Source organism: Paenibacillus campinasensis (genome assembly GCF_002272015.1).
In the GTDB taxonomy this organism is placed as follows: domain Bacteria; phylum Bacillota; class Bacilli; order Paenibacillales; family Paenibacillaceae; genus Paenibacillus_AQ; species Paenibacillus_AQ campinasensis.
Map to the genome: position 1 here is coordinate 90,014 of NZ_NPBY01000046.1, position 21,760 is coordinate 111,773.

Annotated in this window: 19 protein-coding genes; 14 read left to right on the forward strand and 5 right to left on the reverse strand. The window is 50.6% G+C overall.

The annotated features are described in order from the left end of the window. Positions 1–150: 150 nt before the first annotated feature. The 3 genes from CHH67_RS15580 (at position 151) to CHH67_RS15590 (ending at position 3,961) form a co-directional block, all read left to right on the forward strand. Positions 151–1,611, forward strand: coding sequence for a sulfatase family protein (locus CHH67_RS15580; RefSeq protein WP_095266123.1), 1,461 nt, complete (start codon positions 151–153; stop codon positions 1,609–1,611). Between the two features lie 225 nt (positions 1,612–1,836). Beyond that, a complete protein-coding gene (locus CHH67_RS15585; protein WP_483406830.1) occupies positions 1,837–2,694 on the forward strand; it encodes a formylglycine-generating enzyme family protein in 858 nt (285 codons plus the stop codon). Positions 2,695–2,881: 187 nt separating this feature from the next. Then, positions 2,882–3,961, forward strand: a complete 1,080-nt coding sequence (locus tag CHH67_RS15590) for a glycoside hydrolase family 88/105 protein (RefSeq protein WP_095266125.1) — start codon at positions 2,882–2,884, stop codon at positions 3,959–3,961. Positions 3,962–4,448: 487 nt separating this feature from the next. Here CHH67_RS15590 and CHH67_RS15595 read toward each other — a convergent pair whose 3' ends face one another. Further along, positions 4,449–5,618, reverse strand: coding sequence for a S8 family peptidase (locus tag CHH67_RS15595; protein ID WP_095266126.1), 1,170 nt, complete (start codon positions 5,616–5,618; stop codon positions 4,449–4,451). A gap of 279 nt (positions 5,619–5,897) precedes the next feature. Between CHH67_RS15595 and CHH67_RS15600 the strand changes: the two genes are divergently transcribed. Continuing rightward, positions 5,898–7,046, forward strand: coding sequence for an MBL fold metallo-hydrolase (locus tag CHH67_RS15600; protein WP_095266127.1), 1,149 nt, complete (start codon positions 5,898–5,900; stop codon positions 7,044–7,046). Between the two features lie 65 nt (positions 7,047–7,111). Here CHH67_RS15600 and CHH67_RS15605 read toward each other — a convergent pair whose 3' ends face one another. After that, entirely contained in the window at positions 7,112–8,464 is a 1,353-nt protein-coding gene (locus CHH67_RS15605) for a glycoside hydrolase family 64 protein (protein ID WP_176475414.1), read from the reverse strand. 250 nt (positions 8,465–8,714) lie between these two features. Next, the gene (locus tag CHH67_RS15610; protein WP_095266128.1) at positions 8,715–9,455 is read right to left on the reverse strand and encodes an EcsC family protein; all 741 of its coding nucleotides are present in this window, start codon (positions 9,453–9,455) and stop codon (positions 8,715–8,717) included. Between the two features lie 232 nt (positions 9,456–9,687). Here CHH67_RS15610 and CHH67_RS15615 point away from each other — a divergent pair, with 232 nt between their 5' ends. The 6 genes from CHH67_RS15615 to CHH67_RS15640 all read left to right on the forward strand — a co-directional run bounded on the left by CHH67_RS15615 (position 9,688) and on the right by CHH67_RS15640 (position 15,212). Then, positions 9,688–10,344, forward strand: a complete 657-nt coding sequence (locus CHH67_RS15615) for a GntR family transcriptional regulator (RefSeq protein WP_095266129.1) — start codon at positions 9,688–9,690, stop codon at positions 10,342–10,344. A gap of 151 nt (positions 10,345–10,495) precedes the next feature. After that, positions 10,496–11,194 carry a glycerophosphodiester phosphodiesterase gene (locus tag CHH67_RS15620; RefSeq protein WP_179292141.1) on the forward strand — a complete coding sequence of 233 codons (699 nt, stop codon included), beginning with the start codon at positions 10,496–10,498 and terminating at the stop codon, positions 11,192–11,194. Positions 11,195–11,211: 17 nt separating this feature from the next. Further along, positions 11,212–12,084 (forward strand): carbohydrate ABC transporter permease, encoded by an 873-nt coding sequence (locus CHH67_RS15625; RefSeq protein WP_179292142.1) that lies wholly within the window; start codon positions 11,212–11,214, stop codon positions 12,082–12,084. 24 nt (positions 12,085–12,108) lie between these two features. Next, the gene (locus tag CHH67_RS15630) at positions 12,109–12,993 is read left to right on the forward strand and encodes a carbohydrate ABC transporter permease (RefSeq protein ID WP_095266131.1); all 885 of its coding nucleotides are present in this window, start codon (positions 12,109–12,111) and stop codon (positions 12,991–12,993) included. An 82-nt stretch (positions 12,994–13,075) separates the two neighbouring features. Then, positions 13,076–14,341: an ABC transporter substrate-binding protein gene (locus CHH67_RS15635; protein WP_176475411.1), complete on the forward strand. Its 1,266-nt coding sequence runs from the start codon at positions 13,076–13,078 to the stop codon at positions 14,339–14,341. A 49-nt stretch (positions 14,342–14,390) separates the two neighbouring features. Further along, positions 14,391–15,212 (forward strand): tyrosine-protein phosphatase, encoded by an 822-nt coding sequence (locus CHH67_RS15640; protein WP_176475410.1) that lies wholly within the window; start codon positions 14,391–14,393, stop codon positions 15,210–15,212. Positions 15,213–15,403: 191 nt separating this feature from the next. Here the strand turns inward: CHH67_RS15640 and CHH67_RS15645 are convergent, their stop codons facing one another. Both CHH67_RS15645 and CHH67_RS15650 read right to left on the reverse strand, forming a co-directional pair. After that, positions 15,404–16,540 carry a zinc-dependent alcohol dehydrogenase gene (locus tag CHH67_RS15645; protein WP_095266134.1) on the reverse strand — a complete coding sequence of 379 codons (1,137 nt, stop codon included), beginning with the start codon at positions 16,538–16,540 and terminating at the stop codon, positions 15,404–15,406. Positions 16,541–16,753: 213 nt separating this feature from the next. Further along, entirely contained in the window at positions 16,754–17,704 is a 951-nt protein-coding gene (locus CHH67_RS15650; RefSeq protein WP_095266135.1) for a helix-turn-helix transcriptional regulator, read from the reverse strand. A 109-nt stretch (positions 17,705–17,813) separates the two neighbouring features. Between CHH67_RS15650 and CHH67_RS15655 the strand changes: the two genes are divergently transcribed. The 4 genes from CHH67_RS15655 to CHH67_RS15670 all read left to right on the forward strand — a co-directional run bounded on the left by CHH67_RS15655 (position 17,814) and on the right by CHH67_RS15670 (position 21,726). Next, positions 17,814–18,293, forward strand: coding sequence for a GyrI-like domain-containing protein (locus tag CHH67_RS15655; protein ID WP_095266136.1), 480 nt, complete (start codon positions 17,814–17,816; stop codon positions 18,291–18,293). 32 nt (positions 18,294–18,325) lie between these two features. Beyond that, positions 18,326–18,802 carry a phage tail protein gene (locus tag CHH67_RS15660; RefSeq protein ID WP_095266137.1) on the forward strand — a complete coding sequence of 159 codons (477 nt, stop codon included), beginning with the start codon at positions 18,326–18,328 and terminating at the stop codon, positions 18,800–18,802. Positions 18,803–18,814: 12 nt separating this feature from the next. After that, the gene (locus CHH67_RS15665; RefSeq protein ID WP_095266138.1) at positions 18,815–19,024 is read left to right on the forward strand and encodes a hypothetical protein; all 210 of its coding nucleotides are present in this window, start codon (positions 18,815–18,817) and stop codon (positions 19,022–19,024) included. Between the two features lie 107 nt (positions 19,025–19,131). Beyond that, positions 19,132–21,726: a winged helix-turn-helix domain-containing protein gene (locus CHH67_RS15670; RefSeq protein WP_095266139.1), complete on the forward strand. Its 2,595-nt coding sequence runs from the start codon at positions 19,132–19,134 to the stop codon at positions 21,724–21,726. Positions 21,727–21,760 lie beyond the last annotated feature (34 nt).

Consider the following 21,760-nt stretch of genomic DNA (forward strand, 5'->3'; position numbering starts at 1 on the left):
AACAAAAAGATGAAATGTACATCGACGCTGCATAAATCGCGGACTATAATTTCAAGCAATGATATAGCATGGTGCGAATGCTTACATCTGTTCATGGAGTAGTCTTTCAACTAATATCGTGAATTCAGAAGAGGAAGGAAGAGTGTGCCTATGAGAGTATTATTATTGGATTTGGATTCGACCAGACCGGATCATCTTGGCTGCTACGGTTATCATCGCAATACGTCCCCGAACATTGACCGAATTGCTGCGGAAGGGGTGCGCTTTGACAATTACTATACCTCTGACGCACCTTGTTTTCCTTCACGAACCGCGTTAATGACCGGCAGATTCGGTATTCATAACGGCGTTGTTGGCCATGGAGGCACAGCAGCCGATGTGCGGCACGAGGGCAAGACCCGGGATTTCCGCGACAAGCTGGCTTCGGATAGTTTTCCAGCGTTGTTCCGCCGAGCCGGCATGAAGACCGCATTGATCAGCCCGTTCGGAGAACGCCATTCAGCATGGACCTTCTACGCGGGATTCAATGAAATGTATAATACAGGTAAAGGCGGCATGGAATCTGCGGAGGAAGTATCACCGGTTGCCCTGGACTGGCTGGAGCGGCATGCGGATGAGGACAATTGGATGCTGTACTTGAATTTCTGGGATCCACATACACCGTACCGTGCACCCGAATCGCTAGGGAATCCTTTTGAACACGATCCACTGCCCGCCTGGATAACAGAGGAGGTGCTTGAGGAGCACCGGAAGAAAGTCGGGCCGCATGGAGCCAACGAAATTAATATGTATAATAATGATATATCCCCTGATTATCCGCGGTATCCTGGCGAGATTCAGTCGATGGATGAACTTCGCAGGATGATTGACGGATACGATTGCGGCATTCGCCACATGGACGAGCATATCGGTGCCATCTTCGAATTGCTGGAACATAAAGGGGTCATGGATGACCTGGTTGTCATCATTACTGCAGATCACGGCGAGAACATGGGGGAGCTTGGGATTTATGGCGAACACGGAACAGCGGATCAGGGCACTTGCCGCATTCCAATGATCATTCGTGGCCCGGGTATTGTGAAGGGACATACAGATCGCGGTTTGCATTATCATCTCGACCTACTGCCTACGATGGCTGAATACATGAATATGGCACCTGCGCCAAGCTGGGATGGAAGGAGCTATGCCGAAAGCTTGCGAAGCGGCGGGTGCAGCGGTAGAGAGTATCTCGTGGTGTCTCAGTGTGCCCATGTCTGTCAGCGGAGCGTTCGCTTTGGGGATTGGCTATACATTCGGACGTATCACGACGGCTTTCACCTGTTCGACAAAGAGATGCTGTTCCATATCACCGAAGATGCTCATGAACAGCACAATCTGGCTTCTCAAAGACCGGACCTCTGCAGGGAGGCCGTCTACCTGCTGAACGAATGGCATGATCAGATGATGTCCACGATGCCGTTTGACGTGGATCCGTTGTGGACGGTCATGAAAGAGGGAGGACCTTATCATGCGAAGGGACATCTCCCGAAATATATCGAGCGCTTGAAGAATACGGGCCGGGGCGAAGCGGTGCCGGAGCTGATGCGACGTCACCCTCAGGAGTTTGTATAGAGGGTATGATAGATTATCGATCATCGAAGCGGGAACATTCGCACCAGCATCGTTGTCCATCGTCTGTACCAAGGGTTGAAGGAGACAAACATGAGAGAAGAACATTCATGCTGCGCCGGTTCGAGATCCGCGGGGCAGCGGACAGAAGTCGATACGAAGGACCAATCCGTCATATGGCAAGAAGGACATCGTGATCGTAAGGTGTCCTCGGATCTTCATACCAACATGATCGCCATTCCTGGGGGTACGTTTATGATGGGCACAGATTCGCAAGAAGGGTTTGCAAGCGATGGCGAAGGCCCAGCACGTCGGGTGACGGTGGACGGGTTCGAAATGTCGCCTTATGCTGTAACGAACGCAGAGTTCCAACGATTTGTTGAGGCAACCGGATATGTGACAGAGGCCGAGATGTTCGGGTGGTCATTTGTGTTTGAAATGTTTGTATCAGAGCAGACCAAAGCGAAGGTAGCACAGGTGCCGCAAGATACGCCATGGTGGCTGGTCGTGGAAGGGGCATACTGGGCGGCGCCAGAGGGCGTGGACTCCAATATCGAAGCGAGGATGGATCATCCGGTCGTGCACATCTCCTGGAATGACGCGATGGCGTATTGCCGATGGGCCGGCGTGCGGCTTCCGACGGAAGCGGAGTGGGAGTATGCAGCACGTGGCGGGATGGAAGGAAGAACTTATCCTTGGGGGGATCTGCTCAAGCAGGATGGAAAGTTTCAGTGTAACATATGGCAGGGGAAATTCCCGGTCAAAAACAACGCCAGCGACGGATATGTCGGTACTGCGCCGGTGGATGCCTATTCACCAAATGGCTACGGACTATACAACCTGTCCGGCAACGTCTGGGAATGGTGCAGCGATTGGTTCAGTCCGACCTATCATCGACAGACATCTGCCGTAAATCCGCATTTCTCAGAGGCCACCGGCAGAAGGTCCATGCGCGGCGGATCGTATCTGTGCCACCGATCCTATTGTAATCGGTACCGGGTTGCGGCTCGAAGCGGGAATACGCCAGACAGCTCAACAGGGAACTGCGGCTTCCGCGTTGTGAGGGATATGGGGATAAAAGGCTAATTGAATTGAATTGATACGCAAGCTTAGGCTCTCGTCCCCTAGGGGAGGGGAGTCTTTTTTGATGGCATGCAGGTCAAATCTGCTAGTTTATCGAACATATAATTAAGAGAATTCAAGGTTATGGGTGGGTAACGATTACGGTGAGTTCCTTTCGCAAGCAGGGCTCTATAACGATTGGAGGACAATGATGAATCTGAAACTGGAAATGACGGCCGAAGATTTAAAGCAGACGGCAAAGCGTGTTGCAGATTATACGTTCGGGATGGATTTAACTTGGGACTGGCCAGGCGGTGTTGCGTTCTATGGTGTCAGCAGGCTGTTCGATGTAACGGGCGATCAGTCCTGCCTGGAGCGGATGGCGGAGTGGGTTCAGGAATATGTAGAAGCAGGCATACCGGAGAAGTGGACGGTGAACACATGCGCAATGGGTCATATGCTGCTCACCCTGTATGAACATACGAAAGAACAACAATATCTGGATATCCTGCTGAGCAAGATGGACTATCTGCAGTCTCATGCTTTGCGTTTCGGGGATCGGGTTCTCCAGCATACGGTGTCGTCTAACAATGATTTTCCGCAGCAGTGCTGGGCCGATACGCTGTTCATGGCGGCATACCTGGAACTGCGTGTCGGTGTGCACCTCGGGGAGAAAGAGCTTATCCATGACGCGCTGCATCAATATGAACGTCATATCCATTACCTGCAAGACGAGCATTCCGGCCTATGGTACCATGGCTACAATCATGTCACGCAGGATCATATGTCCGGGATCCATTGGGCGCGCGCTAACGCCTGGGCAGCCTATACGATGTCGCGCGCAGCAGGGGGCCTTCCGGAAGGCTATCTGTACCCTCCCATGATGCATATATGGAGCTCATTGCGCGATCAGCTCGCAGCGATCAAACGACTTCAGCATGAGGACGGCCTGTGGGGCACTGTGCTCGATTACCCGGGAGCATACGGAGAAGTATCCGCCACAGCAGGGATCGCGGCTGCAATGGTCATGCAGGGCAACCCGCTGCACGCGAAATACGTACGCCAAGCATTGGACGGTGTACTCGCCAATATTGCAGACAATGGACGGGTCTTGAACGTGTCCGGGGGAACAGCGGTCATGAACGATATTGAGGGATATCTCAGCATTGACCGAAAATGGGCGCAAGGATGGGGGCAGGGGCTTGTGCTTGCCTTCCTGGCAGCGGTGATCGAGCTTGTCGAATCGAAGGTGGATCGGGAGCACAACCATAGCAGCGATCAAGTGAATTAATCCATACAGATTCAGTTCTTGGATACCTTCTCCGGCTGCCTTAGCTTCATTATCCCTTTGGTTCAGGGGACGGGGATTTCGGGGGCGAGGCACAGGGTTCCTTTAGATTCATTAGAATGTCGAAGCTGATCTCGAGTAGTTCATGGAATTTAAATGTATTAGAAAGTATCAGAATTCATCGGGAGCTGTTCGTTTTAGTTCAGGACTGATCAGGATCCATCAAAAAGTTTGAAGAGGGATCGAGAGTTAAAGCGCGGATGAATTGAGCGTAGATGAATTGAGCGAGAAAAAATCGGCGCGATTCAAGCAGCTTTCTGTGTTACCTGATCAGACGGGATAATGATACAAAGCTTACAGAGGCACAAATGCGGGGAGAACCTTGGAAAGAGCCCTAACCCTTAACGGGTTGGGGCTCTGCCGTTTCATCGTTTCATCCTACGAGGAGCGAATTCCGGTGAGAAAATGGGAGATTGGCTGTAAGCGAAGCCTAAGATATGGGCATCTGCACAGCCCGGGCAGCATTGACCCGGCCATGTCTCCACAACGTCCCCGTCCCCGGGATCGGATCGGCCGTTTCCACTATCGCATTGTGAATCTGCAGATGGGTTCTCTGCTGCGCAGCGAGCAGCCCGGCGACTCCGGCGACATGTGGGGCTGCCATGGAAGTTCCGCTCAGGTAAGCATAATTCCCCCGCAAGTGCGTGGACAGTATTTGATCTCCCGGCGCAGCGACATCAACCCAGTTACCATAATTGGAGAAGCTGGAACGGGCATCACGCTGATTCGTCGAAGCAACGGCGATGACGTTCGGGTAATAAGCCGGGTAGGCCGGCGCATTGGTATTTTCGTTCCCTGCAGCAGCTATGACAACGACACCGCGATCCCAGGCATACTGAATCGCATGTTGAAGCGTTTGCGCCGCGGAGCGTGAGCCAAGGCTAAGGTTGATCACACGTGCGCCCTGATTCACCGCATAGATGATGCCGCTGGCCACGCTGCTCAGATTGCCGCTTCCGCTGTTATCCAGCACTCGCACAGGCATGATCGAAGCAAGAGGCGCGACACCCGCAATGCCCCTGGCATTGTTTGTGGCCGCTGCTACTATACCTGCCACATGGGTGCCATGGCCATTGCCATCATAAGGCGCCGCATCTCCATCGACAAAATCATATCCGCTAACCAGCTTGGGTGCGAGCTCAGGATGATCCAGCTGGACGCCGGTGTCCAAAACCGCGATGACGACATCCGGGGAGCTTTGGGTGACATCCCATGCCGCCGGGGCTTCGATCTTCTGGGGACCGTACTGATAAAAAGCGAAGTAAGGATCATTAGGCGTGTAAAAGGCGTTAAACAAAATGTTGGGCTCTGCATATTCGATTTCTTTCAACTTGCTGTAATGCTTCAATATCCTGCGCATGCTGCGCTTGGACTTAATTCGGGTGTAACCGAGGTCTTCGCTGGTTTCTACAACCTCACATCGGGCTTTCTTATGAATGGCATCGATCTGCTCCTGCGTGATGCCTTCGGCAAACCGGACGACAAGCTCATGAGCGACGTGAGGAGGGAACTGGCGGTCAGCGTGTTGACTGTACAGCCGATAGAGCAAGAACCCCAGCACAATCAATGCTGCGGCTGATACCCCAATCCATAACCACATACGAAATTCCTCCCTAAGTTTTGATAGAAACTAGAGTACGGAATATTCATATGTTGCTTGGTCAGATGAGGTTTGGACGATCCGTATAATTGGCCTGACAACCAGCCGTGTCATCCGGCATAATTCCAGCGACTTGACTATGGATAAAATGATCCTTTATGATCGTTGCATGAGACTTGGAAAGGGGAGCGATCGCCTTTCAGGTCGGCAGCTGTTTATTTTTCGTATAAAATAAACGAACATTCATTCACTTATAAGATACGGAGGGGTATCCACGGCATGATCATTCTACTGATATGCGCAGCGTTTATCGTATTCATCGCACTTTTTTTACAATACTATCCGCCTTTCGGGCAACAAGTCCCCAAAGCGCAGCGAATGCAGTTTCAGCAGCTTCCGAATTTCAAGCAGCGCCGGTTCGTCAACCAAATTCCCACCTCCATGAGCATGGGGGCATCGGAGTTTATGTCCATTCTGAAGGATTATCTTTACAGCAATCCGAACCGGAAACCGGCTTCCCCGCTGCCGATGAAACCGGTGGATCCCGCAAGCATCCCGCAGAAGGAAGGAATCCGTGTCACCTGGTTTGGTCACTCGGCGCTTATGCTTGAAATGGAGGGAAGCACGATTCTGCTGGACCCGATGTTCGGAAAATCGCCGTCGCCGCTGCCTGTTCTGGGCAACCAGCGATACAGCAAGGCGCTTCCGATCAATCTGGAAGAGCTGCCGGTTATCGATGCCGTTATTTTCTCGCATGATCATTATGATCATCTCGATTACGACTCGGTCCGGAAGCTGAAGGGGAAGGTGCGGCACTTCTATGTTCCGCTTGGCTTAGGGAGCCATTTGCAGCGGTGGGGGATACCGAAGGAGAACATAACCGAACACAACTGGTGGGATTCATCGGAACTCGATGGACTTCAGCTTGTGTGTACGCCGGCGAGACATTTCTCCGGGCGCAGCCTGTTTGACCGGGATTCAACTTTGTGGTCGTCTTGGGTCATCATCGGTAAGGAGAGCCGGGTATATTTTAGCGGAGACAGCGGGTATGGCCCACATTTTCAAGAGATTGGCGAGAAGTACGGTCCCTTTGATACTACCTTGATGGAGTGCGGCCAGTACGATAATCGGTGGGCTCATATTCATATGATGCCGGAAGAGACCGTGCAGGCACATCTGGATGTGAAAGGCAAGCGCCTGCTTCCGATTCATTGGGGCGGGTTCACACTCGCTTTTCATGACTGGAATGAACCGATTGAACGAGTGACCCGGGCGGCTCGGCAGAAACAAGTGGACATTGTCACTCCCCAAATCGGGGAGCCCGTTACGCTGTCTTCTAATGCATCAGTGATCGACACGGATGTCTCATCCGTATGGTGGCGAGGCACGGGCAGCAGAGCGAATGGATCTGCGCTGGAAACCGAATAGGCATACGAAAGGCCGCGGAAATCCGCGGCCTTTTTGAGGGACGGTCAACAGCAGGATTAAGGAGATTACCAGCCAACGCGAATGATCAAGCCTTTCGGGTCGCCGACTTCGAGATAAGCGGCTTGGCCGTTGACATCATCATAGGCAAATCCGTAGGCCAGGCCGTTAATGCTGTGGTCATGCCAGAATTTGGCGTAATAGTTAGCCGGTGTACCTTTATAGTAATTGGACACGTTGTTCCAGTCATTGCTCGTATACACATGACGATTGATCGCTGCACAGGTCGCTGCATCTGTTAAAGCGCCATCACAGCGGAAGATATCCTGCGTACTGTAAGGGGAGTATCCGGCAAAATAATTGGCATTCGCTCCGCCCTGGGCAAAGGAACCGTGAATCGGCGCAACGATGCGGTATGGAGCTTGAACCGTAGCGAGCGATTTGAATTCTGCAGGAACCTCGGCCTGGAACTTGGCGAAAATGCCGCTGCGGGTTTCAGATTCATATTCACCCACAGTCTGATCGAAGGAACCGGATATGTTCACCAGGCGATGCTGGATCGGGAAACCGAACCCATCGACACGGGTCGTATTGCCATGGTATCCCGCATGATCAATTGTAAATTCAACGAAATCAAAAATAATATCGCGATTCGGGTCTGTCGGATTGTTCAGGTCCGGACCGGCAAAGCCATCGTCAAACGTTTTCAGGTACATCGGGGTGTTCACGCTCAGGAACATTCGGCCTGATGTTATCTGAGGCAAAGTGACCCAGTTGGCATCACTTACCTTGTGATAAATGTTTGCATAGTTGATTCCGTTCTTCGTTAAATGGCCCGGCGCATCATTCAGTGCACTGGAGATCGGGATCAGATTTCCGCTCAGGTCCAGGTAGCTCCAGCGGCCGTTGGCCGGATTGATGCCAAGCACGCCCCAATAGATTTGTGAGTCGGCATACGCGCCGTTGGTTCCGTTCATGATCTTCATCGATACAGCGCCGCTTGGCGGCATCGGAATCGAGGACGGATGAATGTCATAGATCGAGCCGGAAGACGGGACAGGCGGCGGTGTTGTACCTACGGTGTAAGTAAAGGTGCCGGTGTCGTAAGCAGGGATTCCGTTATTATAAGTGAACGAATACCGAATGACGTTGCCGGCAGCGATGCCGGGGACGGCTTGTTCGTAACGGGCTTGACCGCCGTTATACGTCATTCTGAGGTTTTGCTGCACGCCGTTGTTTACAGTGTAATGCACATCCACCCAGCTTGTGTTGACCGTGGATTTGAACCAGATCGTAGCGGTGCTTCCGGACACATCAACACCCTGAGTGTAGTCAGCAGCTTCGACCTTTGGAATGAAGAGCGTAGAACAGACGAGCAGCAATGACAGAAGCAGCAGGGACGACATTTTTGCGCGGATCATTAGATTTCCTCCTTGTCATTCAATTTGAAAAAACAGGGTTCAACAGAACAGGTACGCGGAATAACATCACTCCTTAGCTGGAAGAGAAGTTTATAAAGCGCTTACAACAAAGATTGTAATCATATTTTACAATATTTTGTATTACTGGTATTTCGGTATAGGGTTCAAAATTTCGGGTCCGGTGGGGACAAGCCTCATCATAAAGGAAAGCCGGCTAACCCTGTGATTAGCCGGCCGCACCTTGAGCCGTTCAAAGTCCCGATTGTTCCTGCAGCCAGCGAAGACGGTAAGCATTCATGGCGTATTCGCGCAGTTCCTCCAGTATCGTATAATTCGCCCACGCACCAGCGAAGGCGCCGATCCCTGGCAGCATCTGAAGCATTTTCCGAAAATCCATGCTGTCCCGGTATTCGATCTGGAACGTCTCCCAGTCCATGTTCTTATAATATTCGCTATCGGATTTCCATTGGTCCTTCTCAAGATGCCAATGTTTGATGGCCTCCAGCTGCTCGGCACGGCTGTTCGGTCCTGCAAATGTCATTTGAAATACCTTGAGGATGAACACCCGCTCGGCAAAATGTTTGGTATCATAACCATAGACATGCGCAAGCTCAAACAAAAACTTCATTTTAATGGCAATGAGTGCCGGAAAGTCCACCATGCTCAGCATGATGCCGCCAGCGCCTGTACCGGCACCTTCAGCGACGGCGATCTTCTGAAACTGGGCAAACCGTTCTCTTGCCTCCTGATCAGCCTGTTCCAGATCCAGCGCGCGCGCCACCGGACGGCCAGGCGTATATTCCGCACCGAACAGTGCCGTACGTACAATGGAACGGATGGTCGTGGTGATCATGTTGTGCACCTTGGAAGGAATGAACAGATTGATGCGGTTGCTGATGTTTTTGGACGTTTTCTCCAGCCATCCCGGCGATTTAAACATCTGTTGTTCCCAGGAGTCAATTTCCTTCTGCACTTTATGTTCGTAATTCATGTTCATCGCTCCTACAACCGTCATAATGATTACATTTGGTTTATATTGTAACGGATCGGGTGCATGCAGCGAAACAGACCATAGGAGGACGGTGACCTCGACTAAAGTCCAGCATCGATCTTCCTTGTACCAATACAAGCCATTTCTCTGGCTTTTGGAAACAGTGCTGTTGTCCAACTTGTTTGTATGCTAGAATGAGAGAATTGGTAATATAATTGAAGGAGTAAAGGAAATGTCCGAATTGCCTCTGGTTGAAGTCGCATATCGCACGATTCGGGAGAAGCTTCTGAATGCAGAATTTTTGCCCGGAAGTTTGTTCTCTGAGAACGAGCTGGCACAGCAGCTGAATATGAGCCGCACACCGATTCGCGATGCGATCAGGCTGCTTGAACAGGAAGGTTTTGTCGAAACCTTGACCAAGAAAGGAATCCGGGTCAACAGCATCGATATCAATGAATTGTTCGATATGTTTGATCTGCTTACCGCGCTGTATCTCTTTGCGCTGCAAGTGGTGGAGCAATATGATGAGCCGGTCGATCTGCAAACGATGGAGCGCTATTTGAATCAGATGATAGCGGCCAGCGAGCGCAAGCAATTCCGTGAATATTACGAAAGCGGACTATCCATGATGAGAACGTTTCTGGAATCCATTCATAATGAAGTGATTTTAAAAACATTTGATCTTTATCGGGACAAAATCATTTTCTACATTGTATCCCACCGGTCATACAATAACCCATCCCGTCCCTATACCGGTAAGAAAAGCTACAATGACATTTATATGCATCTGCGAGAAAGAGACTACACCGCGGCCAAAAAAGCGTTATTGGATGCAAAATGGTACGTGCGGGACGAAATCGTGCGCACCGGCCGAATCCAGAATCCATAGTATCGTTCACCATGAAACGACTTGTTCCCAGGTATTGGGGAGCAGGTCGTTTTTTATTTACACAATCATAATTTCACGATAACACCCGTCTTACATTCAAGTTATACCATTCTTGTATGCAAGATAAACATAAGTGGAGAGGATGAGGAATGTGGAAAGAGGGATCGCACATCGCGGGGATTTGAGAAATTATCCGGAAAATACGTTATCGGCGTTTGAGTCAGCATATCGCATCGGCTTCAAACGAATCGAGTTTGATGTCAACATGACAAAAGATGGCGTGCCAGTCGTGATCCATGATCCTACGCTTGATCGGACGACCAATGCGACCGGACTGGTGAAACAGTACACCTGGGAGCAATTAAAGCAATTCAAGATTGAAGAGGATGAATGCATACCATCTCTTGAAGAAGTGCTGCTTGCACTGAAAGGAAAGGTGACGATGCATATCGAGCTGAAGCAGATTGGCCATCTGTATCCGGGTCTCGAAGAGAAAGTGATCGAACTGCTGCGCAAGACAGATACGTATGATCAGGCGACCCTGTCATCGATTGACCATTACAGTCTTGTCAAATGCCGCTCGGTGGACGAGCACATCCCGCTAACGCCGCTCATATTCGGAAGAACACCTAGCATTTTCGAGTTTGCCAAGGAATTGAAATCCAAGAGCATCGGGCTCTATTTCCGGTATATCACTCCGGATTATGTGGATGAATGCGAGAAGCACGGGATTTCGCCCGGCGCAGCAACCGTCAACCGGGAAGAAGACCTTCGCCATTTCATCGCGGATCCACGGGTGCTGATCTGCACAGAAGAGCTGGAGTTATACAAATCGCTTGTGAACGCGTGAAACGGGGGAAGAAGGTCATGACCAGATTCAAGACGGTCTTTCCATATGTATTACTGCTGCCAACGATGGTATGGCTCGCGGTCTTTGCCTTGTATCCGTTAGGCTATATGGTCTACCTCAGCCTTACATCATGGGATTTGATCAATCCCAATATTGAATTTGTCGGTCTCCAGAATTACATGAATATTGTGAATAATGCCCGATTCTATACGATGCTAGAGAATACCTTTATATTCTTCCTTCTGACCGTGCCTGGCACGATTCTGGTGTCAACGCTGCTGGCTCTATGGCTGTTCAAAAAGCGTTTGATTCATCAGCTGGCCACCAGTGCAATCTTCACGCCGCACATCATTTCACTCGTATCTGTGTCGATGGTGTGGTTATGGTTAATGGACCCGTCGATCGGACTGCTCAACTATATACTTGGGTGGTTGAATCTGCCCCAGAGCGATTGGATCGCCAGCTCGAAGACCTCCATGCTCTCGGTGGCCATCGTCTCGATCTGGAAGTCAGTAGGGTTCTTCACCTTGATTATATTGAGCGGGCTCGGGCGCATTTCGAATGAAATTCAGGAAGCCGTCAAGCTGGATTCGCGTCCCAACGTATATACCTTCTTCAAAATTACGCTTCCGCTGCTGTCACCGACGTTATTTTTCCTGTTCTTCATCGCTTCGATAGCATCGTTCCAGGTATTCGATACGATCCAGATCATGACTAACGGCGGTCCGGCAGGATCGACGACAACGATTGTGTTTTTCATTTACGATTATGCGTTCCGTCATTTTCAGATTGGCTTTGCCAGCGCCGTGTCCATCGTCTTGATGCTGATCCTGGCATTGATGATGACACTGTATTTCCGGTTCATATCTAACAAGGTGCACTATCAATAAAGCCGGACAGGAGGGAGGAAAACGATGGATCGTGTAGGAAGAACGTCCGTCCAGCAACCTGAAATATCACGCAATCTTGTGTTCAAGCTAAGAAAGCATGCCGGCTTAGCCATCGAAAGCATCCTCTTGTCGGTGCTGGCCATCCTGTTCGTGTTTCCCTTTCTGTGGATGGTACTCACCGCTCTGAAAAGCCCGGAAGAGGCGCTCATCTTTCCGCCGACGCTTATGCCGCAGACCTGGAACTTTCAGAGCTTCGCGGAAGTGTGGCAATCAGGGCCGTTTGGGACCTACCTGACCAACAGCGTAGTCATCGTGGCGGCTATTTTGGCGGCACAGCTCATCACGGCAGTACCCTCTGCTTATGTGTTTGCCAAATACCGTTTCAAGGGAAAGGAATTTCTGTTTCTGCTCGTGCTGCTGACGATGATTATTCCGTCCCAGCTTACCTTCGTGCCGCTTTACCTCATGATGAGCGAGTGGCAATTGCTTGACTCTCTCGTTCCGTTGATCCTGCCGTTTGTTGTGACGCCATTTGGCATCTTTCTGCTCCGTCAACAGATACTGCAAATTCCGGACGAGCTGTTTGAAGCGGCCAAGATCGATGGAGCTGGAGAGGGACGGACGATGTATCATGTATTGCTGCCGATGATCAAACCGGCTGTCGTCACCGTGATGCTGCTGAGCTTCATTACGCATTGGAATGATTATTTCTGGCCTTTGGTCATGACCAATACGATGGAACTGAGAACCTTGCCGCTTGGCGTTGCGAACCTGAAAGGGCTGGAAGGTAATTCGAAATGGAATGTGGTCATGGCAGGAAACTGTATATTGGCGCTGCCGCTTCTGATCTTGTTTATGTTGAACAGTAAACGCCTCAAGGAATCGATAGCATTTACAGGTGTGAAATAAGTTCGTCATTGATCTAAGTCAAATGGAGGCTACAGTACACATGAAAAAGTTAATGACAGGATTATGTTTAACGTTACTTAGCATGACCGTGTTAACCGCATGCGGCGGCGGTCAGCAGACGTCCACCGGTTCCAATCCGGCACCGGAAACCAGCACCGAAGCCCCGAAACAGGAGAAGGTGCAAGTGAACCTGTGGCATGCCTGGGGCGGCTCCAGTCAAGAAATTATGGATCAATTAATTGAAAACTACAACGCATCTCAAGATCAGGTCGAGGTGACCGCCACGTTCCAGGGAAGTTATGGCGACTTATCAAGCAAGCTGCAGACCGCTATAGCAGCGGGAAATCAACCAGAGGCGGCCATACTGGAACGATCGACGATCATTAATTTTGCCAGAGCCGGAGCTCTGGAGGATTTGAATCAATACGACGTCGATATGAGCGATTTTATTCCAGGGTTATTATCGAGCACGACCTATGATGGCGCGCTTGTCTCGATTCCTGCGGGAAGAAGCATGCCGATTCTGTACTACAACAAAGAGCATTTTAAAGAAGTCGGCCTTGATCCTGAATCGCCGCCAGCAACACTGGAAGAGCTGAAGGAATACGCTGAACGGTTGACCATCCCCGGGGAGCGGGTAGGGTATGAGTCACCGACCGGCATATGGAATTTCTCGCATCTGGTTATGACTTACGGCGGTCGTTTGGTCAATGAAGAGGCGACAGATATCGGATTTGCCGACGGGGCGGGTGTACAAGCTTTATCGCTGTGGAACAGCATGCTGAAAGCCGGAACGATGAAAGCACCGCCGCCAGCGGAAGCGGATGTAACCACCCTCCGGGATTTTGTGTCCGGCCGGGTATCCATGGTTTCATTAAGCACGGGTGGATTAACGATTGTTATGAATAATGTGGGGGATGCCTTCGAGTTCGGGACAGCCTTCATGCCATCGGATAACGGGCATCTGGTCGTTCCTACAGGAGGCGCGGACATCGCCATGATGGCCAACAGCAGCCAGGATAAGAAAGATGCGATGATGGACTTCGTTCAGTGGGTCACGTCAACAGAACAAAATGTGTTCATCAGTAAATCCTCCGGATATGTTCCGACGCGTTTCTCGGCGGTTGAAAGCGAGGAAATGCAGGCGCTCTATCTGGAAAATCCGCTATACAAAGTAGCGGTCGATCAATTGCCGTATGCGAATGACACCGATATTTATGTCAATTGGTCGCAAGTCTCGCGGGAGATTACACAACAAGTGGAATTAAACGTTCTGGATGGAAGCATTGACGAAGAGACTGCGATTCGCCAAATCCAGGAGGCTGTATCACCGCTGTTCAACCCATAACGACGAGCCCCTATACTTCTACCAAAGACAACACAGACGGAGGTCAATAGTGATTAACCCGAATTCTAGTCATAACAGCAATCCTTATCAATCGATGCCGCTGAAAAATGCGCTTCCTTTTGAAGGTGTGCATAATTTTCGAGATCTGGGCGGATACCCGACTACTGACGGAAGGAAAGTCAAAAAAGGCCTCATCTATCGCTCAGGCGAGCTGTTTGGATTGACGGATCAAGACCGGACCTTATTCCGATCGCTGCAGATTCATACGATTTTGGATTATAGAGACGATTGGGAGGCTGAGCTTCGCCCGAATCCCCCATTCGAGGGGATCAAGTATGAGCGATTGCCTGCCGATTCCAGGGCAGCCAAAAAGGTGGCCTTCCAAACGAACGGGGAAGCCTCGCTTCAGCTGCCTGACCCGTTTGACGAATGTATCTTCGCCGGCTTCTACGGCCTGCTGCCAGTCAATAATCCGTCTTACAGACGATTGTTTGAGCTTTTGCAGGATGAAGAGCGTCCGGGACTGCTCCAGCACTGCAAGGTGGGCAAAGACCGGGCAGGCATCGGTGCAGCCTTGATCCTCCTGGCATTGGAAGTTCCTCGGGAGCTGATCGTAGCTGACTATATCGCTTCGGAAACGCTGCTGCTCGATATGAAGATGGATTTACTGAGTCAGCTAAGAGAAAACGGCGCAGCGGATAAGGAGCTCCGGAATATAGAGGTGCTTATGGGAGCCAAGGCCTCTTATATCGATGCCGTATTTCAGACGATCGACAGCTATGAAGGCGGAGAGGCCGGATTTTTTCTGCAAGAGTTAGGAATTACACCAGAGCAGCGAGACATCATTCAGCAAATCTATTTGGAAGCTTAACGAATAATGCGAGCCAAGGCTTCTCTTCCATGCGAAGGGGAGCCTTGATGGCGTTGTGATGTTGTGATCCTGAACTACGTACGGCTATGGCTTGCTTCTGATGGTCACCAGAAGAAACACCAGCTCATGAGCAGATGAAAAAACCAGGAGCCACTTCGCAGTGACTCCTGGCCTTCGAACGGCGTTTTCGCTTAAGGCTTCAATATGACTTTGATGCAGTTCTCTTTTTTGTTATCAAAAATATCATATCCGTGCTCGGCCTGTTCAAGCGGAAGACGATGCGTAATGATGTCAGTGGGATCAAACTTGCCTTCCTTCATCATCTGGTAGAGCTCCGGCATGTAATGGATGACAGGCGCCTGGCCCATCTTCAGCGTGATGTTCCGTTCAAACAGATGTCCCAGCGGAAACATGTTGTACCTTAAACCGTACACGCCCACGAGCTGAATGGTGCCAAACTTTCTGACCACCTTGGATGCAATTTCAAAGGCGCCCAAGGATCCGCCCTGCAGCATCAATGCGGTCCCTACCTTTTCCAGCAGGTTCTTCTTGGCATCAAGCCCCACACAGTCGATCACCACATCCGCACCGCCGCGGGTGATCTCTTTCATATAGCCTTCGAAGTTGTCCCTTTCCTCAAAGTTGAACACCTCAACCTTGTTCGTCCGCTCGGCGTGCTGCAGGCGGTAGGGGATGTAGTCCACTGCAATGACCCGGGATGCGCCTTTCATCCAGGCGAATTTCTGGGTGAGCAGGCCGACCGGGCCGCAGCCGAGCACAATGACGGTATCTCCTTTTTGGACGCCGGCACTCTCCACGCCCCACCACGCGGTCGGGACGATATCCGACAGGAACAGTAGTTTCTCGTCTTCCATTTCCGCATCCTCCGGCACCTTAAACGGCATGAAGTTGCCGTATGGCACACGCAGCAGCTCGGCCTGGCCGCCTGCAAACCCGCCGTAGGAATCCGAATAACCGAGATACCCGCCTGTATCCTTCGTTTCGTTGGCATGGTCACACTGGCTCTCCATGTGGTTTTGACAGAAGAAGCACTGACCGCACGCAACATTGAACGGGATGATGACCCGGTCGCCTTTCTTGACTTTGGTGACAGCTGGACCTACATCCTCAACAATCCCCATCGGTTCGTGGCCAATAATGTAATCGTCGCGCATCCTCGGAATTTCCCCGTTAAACAGATGCAAATCCGAGCCGCAAATCGCGGTAGAGGTGACTCGGACCAGAATATCATCCTTCGTTTCCAGTCTTGCATCCGGCACGTCCTTGACCTTGACGTTACGCTTCCCTTGATACGTTAGTGCTTTCATGGTGTGATCACTCCTCGCTTCGAATGTTAGGTCTGTAATGAATGAGACGATCAAACAGCTGCGAGCATGTTGCCTGTACTATGGTATAAACCAGAATCCAGAACAATCTATCGGTTTCAACTGTATTTCTTCGATATTTCTATACCGGATGACCAGGATCGTCTATGAAAAAGAGGCGAGAGGCCGCCCCATCACGTTCTCCGCGAGGAACAATCAGCTTAATCGCTTCCGTATGCAGGTTGCGACTTCTTCCGGCATCTTCCGGATCTGTACATCATCACCCAAAAACAACAGCCAGTTGGTGATCTCGGTCAATGCTTCGGAATCATCGACATGAATGTACGCGCTCAAGCTAGCCGAGGTCTGATATGGATTCGTATACGAAATTGAAAACTTGAAAGGGTGGTATTTTTTGAACTGGGCAATCGCTTTAGGCCCAAGATCCAGAACCAGGTTGCTCGTTTCTGCCTGCCGGCTTAATTGCTCCGCTATCTTTTTCTTGCTTTTTCTCCTTCTGCCCTGGTACGGTGTGACCTCCGTGAGATAATCGACAGGAAGAATCCGCTGCTGTTCTTCCTCCAGGTCAAAGGCTTCGATGAGCCAGACGCTCTTCTCACGATATAAGTGCAGCACATAGATCGGGTAGGACCTGATTTCGCTCTCGACTTCAACCGATACGAAGAGATGCCTGTCTGTCAAAAGCATTTTGATGAGGTTCTCCAGCATGGGATGGGGCAGATCCGACAGGTCGAGCAAGTCGGGATGATGTGGATTGGTTCCTTCAAACATCAGGATCTGATTTAATAGAACCAGGTCGTCCTGCTGGTTTTGCGAAATCAGTCCGAGTAATTTCTCAGCCAAAGAATGACGGCTCTTTAAATAAGGAAGCTGCAGGTTTCTTGTAGCCATGAAGGCGATAAACAGCGCCTTGATCTCATTGTCGGTGAAACGGACGGTCGGGAGGACCGAGTTGTTCATGACAAAATAGCCGCCATCCCTCCCAACTTCCGCGACTAGCGGCATGCCCATTGCTTCAATTTCTCGGATGTCCCGGATTGCGGTGGAGCGCGAAATGTTGAATTCCCGCATGATTTCGGAAACCGTAAAACGGGCACGGTTATTGATATAGCGCATGATGGTGTTAATGCGTTCAACTTTTTTCATGAGAGGCTCCTAAACAGTATCATTTTCTGACATGATTTAACGGTATTATAAACCTATCAGATGCACAGACCAAGCATTTGATCAATAAACGAAGAGAGAAGGGTTCATAATGGCTACTTATACAATCGAGGAAAAAGACAGCTTTATCGTACTGGGCATCGGAACGGAGCTGAAAAGCGATTACACTGATTATGCCGGCATTAATAAGGAGAAGTCCGACTTCTGGCAAACGATTAAGGAGGATGGAAGGCTGGATAAGCTCAAGAGTGTCGCTGCCAACGACTACATTTTTGCCGTGAACGAGGCCGTCAATCACAAGATGATGTATTATGCCGGTGTCATGACTGATGCATCCTTGCCGGAAGCGACCCGGGTGATTCAATTCCCTAAGGGAGAATATCTGATCGTTAAAGGGGAAGCTCAGACAGGGGAAGAACTTAGCAACAAGCTTACAGGCATTGCCTTTGGACAGGCGCTGCCGGAAGCGCAGCATATCGCCTATGTTGGCGGACCTAACGCAGCGGTGGAGATGGGGCAGCACAACGGGGTGTTCTACGGGGAAATGTGGATTCCTGTTGTGAGAAAATAAAAAAAGTAAGCCACGGTATAGGAGGAATGAGGATGGCTTATACGGTTGATTTTAAAAGCGTGTCTACGGTTGGTTTGGAATCATCCCCGGCAGCCGAGGCGCTTGCCGGTTTACGCGCAAACGAAGCCCGTTATTTCATGAATAAGTATAAGCATGAATTTACCGTTGTGCCTGCCAGCGAAAGCAAGGAAACCCTGACGTATGTAAACCGGATTTTACAGGAAGAGCGGGGGATTGTGTTCTCGGCTGCTCCTCTGGAAACCTCATGTTTTCAGGTGGACAATATCAAATTTGCGTATGTCTTCTATGAGGATGGTCTTGCGCTTAATGTGATGTATACGGTGGATGATCCTAAGAAACGCGCGGTTGGCTTTAAGCTATCCGAAGGGATGGAGGTACCGCAGGAGCTGGAAGGGAAGTTTAAGTTTGCAAGGCAGAAATCGAAATTAGCCGGAACCATCCGGGGCTCGTTTTTTGTCATAAAGGGAGCATATGAAAGCGAAAATTAAAGGGGAACCTTCATGAAGCTAGCATTCTATGTATCTCAAGGTTTTGGTCTTATGCTTATCGGCATGGGCGGATATCACCTGTTCAAGGCGAGGCAAATCAAAGGCATGGGGGCGCTGGGTGCCGGATTTCTAGGAGCAGCTGAATTTGGCCTCGGCGCACTGCTCATCATCATCTCTGTAATCGTATATTGGATCAGTAAACGGAGAAAAAATCGCACTTGACCCTTCGGCATTCATTCGCAACAATAAAGTGAAGGGTGAAGCGGTTGCCCTTACTTCAATGAACTCATCCTTTCGAGCAGGTGGTTCCTTAAACGGAGGCGAAAGCCATGAGAGTTACGACGGGCATTATGAAATACAAGCTGGAAATCCCGGTCCCCCGTAAACACTGGATAAATCGATCGCAGCTTTACTCATCACTTGGAGGAGTGGCAACGCAGGGGATTACCTTGATTGTCGCTCCCGCCGGCAGTGGCAAAACGACGGCCATGACGCAAATCGTACACGGCAGCAAACAACGGATATCTTGGGTTTCGCTTGACGAGCATGATAACGATTTGCACCGATTTTGGCGATATCTCGTACATACGCTTCAACCACATCTGTCCGCAGGTGCCAGTGATCGGCTGCTGTCTATGCTTGCGGAATTTTCCGAGCATTCGGTTCGACCTTTTCTGGACCAATGCCTTAATGAGTTGTATGAGGTGGCTGGTCCGATTAGCGTGGCGCTGGATGACTATCATCTGATCACACGTAACGAGATTCATGACAGCCTTAATTATTGGCTGGACCATCTGCCCTCTAGGATACAGGTTGTCATCGCATCACGCACCGAGCCTCCGCTGAAGGGACTGCAGACGTGGCACATCAGTGGAAAAATGCAAAGAATTGGAGCGCATCAGCTGGCATTTACGCCCGATCATGCTGAAGAGCTGTGCGTATCCGTTCTGGGTCGAGCTCTGCCCAGGGAGTGGGTGATCTCCCTCGTTGAACGTACGGAGGGCTGGGCTGCTGGGCTGCAGCTGGTATTGATCACACTGCTGCAGCGGCCGAGCGAGCAATGGACAGAATGGATTCGTTCTCAGGATATGGGCAAATATATTGACAACTACTTATTTCGTGAGGTATGGAGCGGACTGGACGAATCAACCCGGATTTTTGTGCTCGAGACGTCGGTTCTTAAGCGGTTCAACGCCCCGCTATGTGAAGCCGTAACGGGGATCACCGATTCCGAAGAGAAAATAAGCGATTTGCAGAGCAGAGACCTGTTCCTGCTTCCTGCCGGTGGAGATTATTATCGTTACCACCATCTGGCTGGCGATTTCTACGAAGCAATGCTCAGAAACCAATCCCCCGAGCGGTGGAACATCTTGAAACGCAAGGCATGCCATGCGTACGCACGCATCGGATGGTACGAGGAGGCGGTTGATCTTGCATTCGAGGCCGAGGCGTATGATCTTGCAACCGGGTTACTGGATCAACATCTTCACGAATTGGTTATGCGCGGCGAGTTCAGGCTCATTCAGGAATGGTTTGATCGTTTTCCGGAATCTTTCACGCTGCCAGGCAAGCTGCGACTGATCTGCGCTTTTGTCCGCACATTTACGGGCAAGTTTGACGATGCTCGCGATATGATGGCAGCAATGGAGGCGGAGCTGGACCACTCTTCCTCAAATGAAGAGCAGTTGGAAAATGTAAGCGGGCTGTTTTTTGTCAAAGCCAACCATGCGTTTCATTCCGGCCAGTTCCAGGATTGGTTTCGTTTTGCGGACTCCATCCAGCAACGCCTGCCGCAAGATCCGGTATTTTTTGAATTCAATTATAATCACAATCAACCTTTCGTCAGATATACAACCTTTGGCCTGAAAGGGGCTTTGACTGATACGACTTCAGCATTGGGGTGGCAAATCACATCGATTCTGGAACAGAATGGGTGGGGGGACTCGCTCATGTGTCAATATGTCCTGCAGGCGCTCGCGGAGGGCTACTATGAATGGAACGAACTGGATCAGTGTAAAGAACTGCTGGACCGTATAACGGCCGGAAGCCGTTACTTAAATATTGCGGGGCTGTTCGTCCCGGTACGGCTGACGATGGCCAGACTAAGTCTTGTCAGAGGAGATCGTGCAGGGGCAAGAGCCACGATTGAACAGACCCTTGATCGATTGGAGGGAGCATCCAAGGGGGTATGGTGCCAACCGTTATGGACTGCTCTTGCGGATATGGATATCCAGGAGGGCGCTGTTGACCGCGCTGAGGCACGTATGAAGGACATGAATATTTCCCCTGATCAGCGGGTTCATCTTGGCTCAGTTCAAGAGACGCTCACGCTGGTCAGGCTGCTCATTGCCCAAAGGCGGATCGATGAATCCCGCAGCCTGCTGACACGACTGTTGCTCCAGGCTGAAGAATCCGGCATGGTCAACATTGCCGTATCCATCATGGTTCTCCAAGCTTGCGCAGATGTGGCTCAAGGGAAGAAGCAGGATGCATTCGAGCGAATATATCACGCCCTTGCGCGTGTCCAGCCATTCCGCTATATTCGCACCTTCGCGGATGAAGGAGTATGGCTTCTGGAATTGTTGGAGGAGATGCTGGCTGCTTCTGCATTTGATGATCAACCAGAACTGAAAACCTATGCTCGTACGCTGGCGGCCGTCCTGGATGCGGAATCAGCAGCTGTGAACTCGGGGCCTAACCCAACTGTAACCGGGCACTCCCTAACGCCCCAGGAAACCGAAGTTGTCAAGCTACTGCATTTAGGTTACACGAATCAAGACATCGCGGATGAGCTGGGATTAACACTCGGCACGGTTAAGGTATACTTAAACCGCATATATAGCAAGCTCGGCGTGCGCAGCCGAACCCAGGCTGTCCTCGCCACTACGCCAGCGCCTCCAGTTTCATCAATTACCCAGAAATAAAATTCATAAATATTCTATACTCTATTATCTAAGC

What these genes read in the sequence shown, in the direction of transcription:
- CHH67_RS15580 (WP_095266123.1), top strand. Translation starts at nt 151, where the DNA reads ATGAGAGTATTATTATTGGATTTGGATTCGACCAGACCGGATCATCTT.
- CHH67_RS15585 (WP_483406830.1), top strand. Translation starts at nt 1,837, where the DNA reads ATGATCGCCATTCCTGGGGGTACGTTTATGATGGGCACAGATTCGCAA.
- CHH67_RS15590 (WP_095266125.1), top strand. Translation starts at nt 2,882, where the DNA reads ATGAATCTGAAACTGGAAATGACGGCCGAAGATTTAAAGCAGACGGCA.
- CHH67_RS15595 (WP_095266126.1), bottom strand. Translation starts at nt 5,618, where the DNA reads ATGTGGTTATGGATTGGGGTATCAGCCGCAGCATTGATTGTGCTGGGG.
- CHH67_RS15600 (WP_095266127.1), top strand. Translation starts at nt 5,898, where the DNA reads ATGATCATTCTACTGATATGCGCAGCGTTTATCGTATTCATCGCACTT.
- CHH67_RS15605 (WP_176475414.1), bottom strand. Translation starts at nt 8,464, where the DNA reads ATGATCCGCGCAAAAATGTCGTCCCTGCTGCTTCTGTCATTGCTGCTC.
- CHH67_RS15610 (WP_095266128.1), bottom strand. Translation starts at nt 9,455, where the DNA reads ATGAATTACGAACATAAAGTGCAGAAGGAAATTGACTCCTGGGAACAA.
- CHH67_RS15615 (WP_095266129.1), top strand. Translation starts at nt 9,688, where the DNA reads ATGTCCGAATTGCCTCTGGTTGAAGTCGCATATCGCACGATTCGGGAG.
- CHH67_RS15625 (WP_179292142.1), top strand. Translation starts at nt 11,212, where the DNA reads ATGACCAGATTCAAGACGGTCTTTCCATATGTATTACTGCTGCCAACG.
- CHH67_RS15630 (WP_095266131.1), top strand. Translation starts at nt 12,109, where the DNA reads ATGGATCGTGTAGGAAGAACGTCCGTCCAGCAACCTGAAATATCACGC.
- CHH67_RS15635 (WP_176475411.1), top strand. Translation starts at nt 13,076, where the DNA reads ATGACCGTGTTAACCGCATGCGGCGGCGGTCAGCAGACGTCCACCGGT.
- CHH67_RS15645 (WP_095266134.1), bottom strand. Translation starts at nt 16,540, where the DNA reads ATGAAAGCACTAACGTATCAAGGGAAGCGTAACGTCAAGGTCAAGGAC.
- CHH67_RS15650 (WP_095266135.1), bottom strand. Translation starts at nt 17,704, where the DNA reads ATGAAAAAAGTTGAACGCATTAACACCATCATGCGCTATATCAATAAC.
- CHH67_RS15655 (WP_095266136.1), top strand. Translation starts at nt 17,814, where the DNA reads ATGGCTACTTATACAATCGAGGAAAAAGACAGCTTTATCGTACTGGGC.
- CHH67_RS15660 (WP_095266137.1), top strand. Translation starts at nt 18,326, where the DNA reads ATGGCTTATACGGTTGATTTTAAAAGCGTGTCTACGGTTGGTTTGGAA.
- CHH67_RS15665 (WP_095266138.1), top strand. Translation starts at nt 18,815, where the DNA reads ATGAAGCTAGCATTCTATGTATCTCAAGGTTTTGGTCTTATGCTTATC.
- CHH67_RS15670 (WP_095266139.1), top strand. Translation starts at nt 19,132, where the DNA reads ATGAGAGTTACGACGGGCATTATGAAATACAAGCTGGAAATCCCGGTC.